This is a genomic window from Microbacterium sp. (assembly GCF_011620715.1).
Taxonomy (GTDB): domain Bacteria; phylum Actinomycetota; class Actinomycetes; order Actinomycetales; family Microbacteriaceae; genus Microbacterium.
Window position 1 is genome coordinate 44,720 of the sequence record NZ_WOYP01000086.1, and the last position, 8,139, is coordinate 52,858.

General features: G+C 67.3%; 6 protein-coding genes and 1 pseudogene. 1 reads left to right on the top strand and 6 read right to left on the bottom strand.

What is annotated here, in order from left to right; translation table 11 throughout:
• The first annotated feature begins 110 nt into the window (after positions 1-110).
• Positions 111-551, top strand: a complete 441-nt coding sequence (locus tag QZV84_RS09255) for an Rv3235 family protein (protein ID WP_292828676.1) — start codon at positions 111-113, stop codon at positions 549-551.
• A 112-nt stretch (positions 552-663) separates the two neighbouring features.
• Here the strand turns inward: QZV84_RS09255 and QZV84_RS09260 are convergent, their stop codons facing one another.
• The 6 genes and pseudogenes from QZV84_RS09260 to QZV84_RS09285 form a co-directional block, all read right to left on the bottom strand.
• Complete coding sequence (locus tag QZV84_RS09260; RefSeq protein ID WP_292828679.1) at positions 664-1,890, bottom strand: pyridoxal phosphate-dependent aminotransferase; 1,227 nt, start codon at positions 1,888-1,890, stop codon at positions 664-666.
• A gap of 72 nt (positions 1,891-1,962) precedes the next feature.
• Entirely contained in the window at positions 1,963-2,745 is a 783-nt protein-coding gene (locus QZV84_RS09265; RefSeq protein WP_292828696.1) for an ABC transporter permease, read from the bottom strand.
• A 59-nt stretch (positions 2,746-2,804) separates the two neighbouring features.
• Entirely contained in the window at positions 2,805-3,722 is a 918-nt protein-coding gene (locus QZV84_RS09270; protein ID WP_292828682.1) for an ABC transporter permease, read from the bottom strand.
• Between the two features lies 1 nt (position 3,723).
• Positions 3,724-4,917 carry an ABC transporter ATP-binding protein gene (locus tag QZV84_RS09275; RefSeq protein WP_292828685.1) on the bottom strand — a complete coding sequence of 398 codons (1,194 nt, stop codon included), beginning with the start codon at positions 4,915-4,917 and terminating at the stop codon, positions 3,724-3,726.
• Between the two features lie 2 nt (positions 4,918-4,919).
• Complete coding sequence (locus QZV84_RS09280; RefSeq protein ID WP_292828688.1) at positions 4,920-6,152, bottom strand: spermidine/putrescine ABC transporter substrate-binding protein; 1,233 nt, start codon at positions 6,150-6,152, stop codon at positions 4,920-4,922.
• A 137-nt stretch (positions 6,153-6,289) separates the two neighbouring features.
• A pseudogene (locus tag QZV84_RS09285) lies at positions 6,290-8,139 on the bottom strand (preprotein translocase subunit SecA); the annotation flags it as partial.

Sequence of the window (8,139 nt, forward strand, 5' to 3'; positions counted from 1 at the left end):
ATCATCACGACTCGATGAGAAGTTCTCCACAGGTGCCCGTTCAGGCTGTTCCTGTGAACTTGCCGTGTGCTCTAATCTTCCGCAGGACATCCTCGTCGAGATTGGCTTTCATGGCAACGACGCCTTCGCGCATCCCCCGCGCATACGCCCCGCCCGTCGGCGCGTTCGAACTCTCGGAGTTCTTCGCACCGCAGCGCACCCCATCAGCGGATCTGCCCGACCCCGAGCCGTTCCTGCGCAACATCACGCTCGGAGTGCTCGAGGTCTTCGCAGGAGTGCGCGAGGTGGACCAGCTCGCGCGCTGGCTGACCGAGGACGCCTATCGCAAGCTGCTGACGCGCGCCAACCTCGCAGCCCGCGCCCGCAGCGCACGCGGCGTACCCGCGATCCGGCCGGTCTACGCCCTGCGCTCGGTGCACCACTCCTCCCCCGCCGACAGCGTGGTCGAAGCCGTCGTAGTGGTGCAGGGCGCCGCGCGGACGCGCTCGGTCGCCCTACGGCTGGAGGGCTTGGACGGGCGCTGGCGGGCGACTTCGCTCGCGATCCTGTGACCCGCGGCAGGCCGCCCCAGCATCGTGGCGGAGGGCCGGTCGGTTCAGCCCGATAGCAGCGGCGCCACGACAGAAGCTCTCGCGAGCCGCCGAGAAGGGCGTGACGGCGAGGCTATTGGCGATACGACGAGAGGAAGTTCCCGAGCCGTTCGATCGCTTCGGAGAGCACGCGCGCCTCGGGCAGCGTGACGATGCGCACGTGGTCGGGGGTCGGCCAGTTGAAGCCGGTGCCCTGCACGAGCAGGACGTGCTCGGCGACGAGGAAGTCGTAGACGAACTTGGCGTCGTCGCGGATCTCGTGTACCTCCGGGTCGAACCGCGGGAACGCGTAGAGAGCGCCCTCGGGCTTGACGCAGCTGACGCCCGGGATGGCCTCGAGGCTCTCCCACGCGGCATCCCGCTGCTCGTGCAACCGCCCCGACGGCCCGATCAGCGCGTCGATCGACTGCACGCCCGACAGCGCGGCCTGCACCGCGTGCTGCGCCGGCACGTTCGGGCAGAGCCGCGTCGAGGCCAGAAGGGTGATTCCCTCGAGGAAGCCACGTGCGTGCCCCTTCGGTCCGGTGATGACCAGCCAGCCCGACCGGTAGCCCGCCACGCGGTAGGTCTTCGACAGCCCGTTGAAGGTCAGCACGAGCAGATCGGGCGCGACCGCGGCCATCGGAATGTGCTCGGCACCGTCGAACAGGATGCGGTCGTAGATCTCGTCCGAGAGCACGAGCAGCGAGTTCTCCCGGGCGATGTCGGCGATGCCCTGCAGGATCTCGCGCGAGTACACCGCGCCCGTCGGGTTGTTCGGGTTGATCACCACGATCGCCTTGGTGCGCGGCGTCACCTTCGACCGGATGTCTTCGAGGTCGGGCTGCCATCCGTTCGCCTCATCGGCGAGGTAGTGCACCGGAGTGCCGCCGCCCAGGCTCGTCATGGCCGTCCACAGCGGGTAGTCCGGCGCCGGGATGAGCACCTCGTCGCCCTCGTCGAGCAGTGCCTGCATCACCATCGTGATGAGTTCGGACACGCCGTTGCCGAGATAGACGTCGTCGGGCCCGAACAGCGGGAAGGTCGGGTCCTGCTCGTAGCGGTACACGACCGCCCGCCGTGCGGAGATGATGCCGCGGCTGTCGCTGTAGCCGTGCGCGTGCGGAACGGCCTCGATCATGTCGCGCACGATCTGGAACGGGGCCTCGAAGCCGAACGCCGCCGGGTTGCCGGTGTTGAGCTTGAGGATCGTGTGGCCCTCGTTCTCGAGCCGATCGGCCTCGACGAGCGCCTGGCCGCGGATCTCGTAGAGGACGTCCTTGAGCTTGCTCGACTGATCGAGGATGCGGAGGTGGCTCATCGGTTCAGGATAGTCCGCACCCGATGCGGCCAATCGCCAGGCGCTGGACTGCACGCCGATGACCGACCCGGGTCAGCGGCGCAGACGGCCGGCGCGCCGGGCCGAGACGATCTGGAAGACCAGGGTCGCCGCGATCGCGATGAGGAACACCGCGGAGGCGATCACGTTCGCCTGCGGCGGGATGCCGCGCTGCGCGGCCACGTAGATGTATACCGGGAAGGTCTGCACCGTGCCGGAGGTGAAGTAGGTGATGATGAAGTCGTCGAAGCTGAGGCTGAACGACAGCAGCGCCGCGGCGACGATCCCCGGCAGCAGCAGCGGGAACGTGATGCGCCAGAACACGGCGCGCGGCGACCCGTAAAGGTCGCGTCCCGCCTCCTCCAATGCCGGATCCAGCGAGAGCACCCGCGCGCGCACGGTCACCACGACGAAGCTCAGGCAGAACATCGTGTGGGCGATGATGATCGTCCCCAGGCCCTTCGCTACGCCGATCGTGAGGAACTGCGATGCGAGTCCCGCGCCGATCACGACCTCGGGGGTGGCCATCGGGAGGAACAGCAGCAGGCTGATCGAGCTGCGCGCGCGGAACCGGTAGCGCACCAGGGCGAGTGCGATCATCGTGCCCAGCGTCGTGGCGATGAGCGTGGCGATCGCGCCCACCAGCAGGCTGTTGCCGAATGCCACGCACACGTCGGGCTGCGAGCAGACCGTCAGCCAGTTCTCCAGCGTGAACCCGTTCCAGGAGATGTTCGAGCGGTTGGCGTCGTTGAACGAGAAGGCGAACGTGTACACGATCGGGATCAGCAGGATCAGGAACGCGACCGTCACGTAGGTCGGCAGCAGCCAGGTGCCCAGCGGAGTGCGGCGGCGGGATGCGACCGCGGTCCGGGTCGCGCCGGGGGTCTGCGCGGCGGTCACAGCAGGTCGTCCGTTCCCGTGCGCCGCACGTAGAAACCGACGATCACGACGATCACCGCCATCAGCAGGATCGACAGGGCGGCCGCCTGCGGATAGTTCACCGTGATGAGGAACTTCGACTGGATGACGTTTCCGATCATGGCGGTCCCCGGCCCGCCGAGAAACGACTGGCTGGCGTTGACGTAGTCGCCGGCCGCCGGGATGAAGGTCAGCAGCGTGCCGGAGATCACCCCGGGCAGCGACAGGGGGAAGGTGACCTTCCAGAACGTGCTCGCGTTGCTGGCGTACAGATCGTTGCCCGCCTCGATCAGGCGCTTGTCGAGACGGTCGAGCGAGGCGAACAGCGGCAGCGTCATGAACGGGATGAAGTTGTAGGTCAGTCCGAACACGACCGCGAACGGCGTGCCGGTGATGTGGTCCTGCGGTCCCATCAGACCGACGAACTGCAGCATGCCCACGACGGGGCCCTCGTCGGAGAGGATCTGCTTCCACGCCAGTGTCCGCAGCAGGAAGGAGATGAAGAACGGGGCGATCACCAGCACGAGCAGAAGATTGCGCAGGAGCTTGCGCTCGCGGATCGTCACGCCGATGAAGTACGCGATCGGGTAGCTGATCAGCAGCGCGAACACCGTCGCGAGCAGGGCATACCAGAACGAGCGGAGGAACTGCGGCCAGTACGCCGCGATCACGTCGACGTAGTTCTGCCAGTAGAACGCGTAGTAGTAGCCGCCGTATGTCGTCGTGTCGTTGACGCCGAACGACGTGATCAGCAGCGACACGAACGGCACCAGGAAGAACAGCGCGAGGTACGCCAGCCCCGGCACCAGCAGTGCGAGCGCGATCAGGCCGCCGCGCCGCTGCTCGGGTTCGCGCGGAGCCTGGGTGCCCGCCGGAACGAGCGCCGAGATCGCCATCTCAGGCGGCTCCGCCTGAAATCGGCAGGCTGTCCCCGAGCACCTCGTCGGGCTCCTCGCCGCGCGACGCCTCTGCGGCCTCTACCCGAGCCGCGGCGTCCAGTCCGAACGTGTGCTCCCGCCGCCACGCCACCCACACCTCGGAGCCCGTCGTGAACACCGAGCCGAACACCATGTTCTGCTCGAACACCGTCACTTCGCCCAAGCCCGGGATCTCGAGGATGTACTGCGTGCTGGCGCCCGCGAACGATACGTCCACGATGCGCCCCGGACCGAGGACGTTCTCCAGCCCATCGCGGGCGGGCTCTTCGCTCAGCAGCCGAAGCTTCTCCGGCCGAACACCGGCCGTGATCGCGCCGGAAGCGACTACCGCGCGCTCCTGCGGCATCGCGACGACGCCGCCGGCCGTCCGCGCGGTGATGAGGCCCCCCGACGTCGACTCGACCTCGGCCGGAAAGAGATTGGACTGGCCGAGGAAGCTGGCCACGAACCCCGTCCGCGGCAGCTCGTACAGCTCCTGGGGCGAGCCGAGCTGCTCGATGCGCCCGTGGTTCATCACCGCCACCGTGTCGGCCATCGTCATGGCCTCCTCCTGGTCGTGCGTGACATGCAGGAAGGTCAGCCCGACCTCGGCCTGGATGGACTTGAGCTCGAGCTGCATCTGGCGGCGCAGTTTCAGATCGAGCGCGCCGAGCGGCTCGTCCAGCAGCAGCAGAGCGGGCCGGTTCACGATCGCGCGAGCCAGCGCGACGCGCTGCTGCTGGCCGCCCGAGAGCTGACTGGGGCGGCGGCTTGCGACGTGGTCGAGTTCGACGAGGCGGAGCGCCTCGTGCGCCTTGGCTGCGGCATCCGGCACTCTGCGCTGCTTGAGGCCGAACTCCACATTCTGGATCACCGTCATGTGCGGGAACAGCGCGTAGCTCTGGAACACCGTGTTGACCGGTCGCTTGTGCGGCTTCACCGCGGTCACGTCCTGGCCGCCGATGAGGATGCGGCCGGCGGTCGGGTCTTCCAGCCCGGCGACCAGGCGCAGCGTGGTCGTCTTGCCGCAGCCCGAGGGCCCGAGCAGCGCGAAGAACGACCCTGCCGGGATGAGCAGGTCCAGCTCCTCGATCGCGGTGAACCCGGGGAAGGTCTTGCGGATGCCCTCGAGCTGCAGATCAGCGCCGGATTCGGCGAATGCTCCCGCTGTCATACTCAGGCGCCGAGGCCGACGGCCTCGAACTGGGAGTTGTACTTCAGCTGTTCCTCGTTCGTGAGGGTGCGGAAGATGTGCGCCTGCGCCAGTGTCTCCTCATTCGGGAAGATCAGCTGGTTCTCGACGAGGCTGGGATCGAGCTCGGCCATCGCCTCCTGGGCGCCCGCGACGGGCGTGATGTAGTTGACCCACGCCGCGACCTCGGCCGCGACCGCGGGGTCGTAGTAGTAGTCGATGAGCTTCTCGACATTGCTCTTCTGCTGCGAGCCGATCGGGATCATGAAGTTGTCGCTCCACAGCGTTCCGCCCGAGTCGGGCAGCGCGAATCCGAACTTGTCGCCGACCTCGGCGTTGATCGCCGTGATATCACCCGACCAGACGATCGCCGCCAGGGTGTCTTCGTTCTTCAGATCGTCGGCGTAGGAGTTGCCCTTGATGTTGCGGATCTGGCCGCTCGAGACCTGCTCCGCGAACACGTCGAGTGCGTTCTGGAACTCGGTGTCGCCCCAGCTCGAGCCCGAGATGTCGACGCCCTGGCTGAGCATGATCAAGCCCATCGTGTCGCGCATCTCACTGAGCACGCCGACACGACCGTTGAGTTCGGGTGCCCAGAGGTCCTCGATGCTCTGCAGGCCGTTCGGGAGCTTGTCCTTGTTCCACGCGATGCCTGCGAAGCCCGACTGCCAGGGCAGCGAGTTCGCGCGGCCCGGGTCGAAGTCCGGGTTCTGCAGGCTCGGGTTGAGATTCGCGACGGCATTGGACATGTTCGCCTTGTCGAAGGCCTGCGTATAGCCGGACGCGATCCAGATCGAGGCCATCCAGTCGGTGAGGCACACGGTGTCGGCGCCGATGTCCTGCCCGAGTGCGAGCTGATCGCGCACCTTGGCGAAGTACGTGTTGTTGTCGTCGATCGCGACGTCGTAGTTGACGGTCAGACCGGTCTGCTCCATGAACGCCTCGAGTGTCGGGTGGTTGCCGTCGTCGTCCTCGTCGAGGTAGAAAGACCAGTTCGCCCAGGTGAGCGTCTTCTGCGACGCCGAGAGATCCTCGCCGGCGCTCGCGGAGGCGGCGGGGCCGGAGCCGCCGACACGACCCGAGCACGCAGCCAGGAAGGCGGCCAGCGACAGCGCGCCGGCACCGCCGATCAGGCCACGGCGACTGATCTGGGCGGCACGTGCCTGCGTGATGAGAGCACGGACGGCGGGGTCTTCGGGCAGGGGTCCACGGGGCATGGAGCACTCCTCAGGAGAGACGGAAACATCGCTCACGCGACAACGGGTGACCCGATCCTGCCAGATCGACTGCGGGATTGACCACGGAATCCGCACACCGAAACAAAACCTTCACACGCGGGCCCCCGCCCATCGGGCTACTTCTTCTTGTCGGCGGCCCGGCGCTGCGCTCGGTTCTGCGGTGCAGCCGCCGACGCGGCGACATCGGTCTTCTGGCCGAAGGCACCCCGCGGAGCCTCGGCCACCGGGGCGGGCGCAGAGGCAGCCGCCGTCGCGGCCTGGCGAACACGACTCTTGGCCGCCTGCTGCACCTGACCGCGATCGTTGCGCACCTCGACCTCGCCCGCGTCGTTGGCCGCCGAGTACTGGAGCCGCTGACCTTCGACGGGGGTGGCGCCCAGACCCTTGGCCTCGACCTCGGCGGTCACATCCCCCTCGCCGGGACGGCGGACCTGCACCTCGAGGTTGTAGAGGTAGCCGACCGACTCCTCCTTGATCTGCCCCATCATCGCCTGGAACATCTGGTAGCCCTCGCGCTGGTACTCGATCAGCGGGTCGCGCTGGGCCATCGCGCGCAGGCCGATGCCGTCCTTGAGGTAGTCCATCTCGTAGAGGTGGTCGCGCCAGCGGCGGTCGAGCACCTGCAGGACGACCCGGCGCTCGAGCTCGCGCGCCGCGGCGGCGCCCAGCGACTCCTCGCGCTTTCGGTAGGCGATCACCGCGTCCGAGAGGATCTCTCGCTTGAGCCCTTCGGGCGTGATGCGGCCCTTCGTGCCGGCATCGGCCACCACCTCGTCGATCGTGACGCCGACAGGGTACAGGGTCTTCAGTTCGGTCCACAGGGCGTCGAAGTCCCAGCTCTCGGTGTGGCCGCTGCCGGTGTGGTCGTCGATGACGGCGTTGATCGCGTCCTCGATGAAATGCTGCACGCGATCGGCGATGTCATCGCCCTGCAGGATATAGCGACGGTCGGAGTAGATCGCCTCGCGCTGCCGGTTGAGGACGTCGTCGTACTTCAGGACGTTCTTGCGGATCTCGGCGTTGCGCCCCTCGACCTGCGACTGCGCGCTCTTGATCGCGCGGCTCACCATGGTCGATTCGATCGCGACGTCGTCGGGGAAATTCGTGCGCGCCAGGATCGCTTCGGCCGCGCCTGACTGGAACAGCCGCATGAGGTCGTCGGTCAGCGACAGGTAGAAGCGGCTCTCGCCGGGGTCGCCCTGACGACCGGAGCGTCCGCGAAGCTGGTTGTCGATGCGACGGGACTCGTGGCGCTCTGTTCCCAGCACGTAGAGCCCGCCGGCTTCGACGACCTTGGCGGCCTCCACGGCGACCGCGTCGCGGGTGCCTTGGTAGACGGCATCCCACTCGGCTTCGTATTCGTCCGGATTCTCGACAGCGTCCAGTCCCTTGGCCTTCATCTCCTGCACCGCGAGGAACTCGGCGTTTCCGCCGAGCATGATGTCGGTGCCGCGTCCGGCCATGTTCGTCGCGACGGTGACCGCGCCGAGGCGCCCTGCCCGGGCGACGATCTCGGCCTCGCGAGCATGGTTCTTCGCGTTCAGGACCTCGTGCTTGATGCCCTTCTTCGCCAGCAGCCGCGACAGGTACTCGCTCTTCTCGACGCTCACCGTGCCGACCAGCACCGGCTGACCGCTCGCGTGGCGTTTCGCGATGTCTTCGACGACCTGGTCGAACTTCGCCTGCTCGTTCTTGTACACGAGGTCGGACTGGTCCGTGCGGATCATCGGCTTGTTCGTCGGGATCGGGACCACGCCGAGCCGGTACGTGGACATGAACTCGGCGGCCTCGGTCTCGGCGGTGCCGGTCATGCCCGAGAGCTTGTCGTACAGACGGAAGTAGTTCTGCAGGGTGACGGTGGCCAAGGTCTGATTCTCTGCCTTGACGGGTACGGCCTCTTTGGCCTCGATGGCCTGGTGGATGCCCTCGTTGTACCGGCGGCCGACCAGGATGCGCCCGGTGTGCT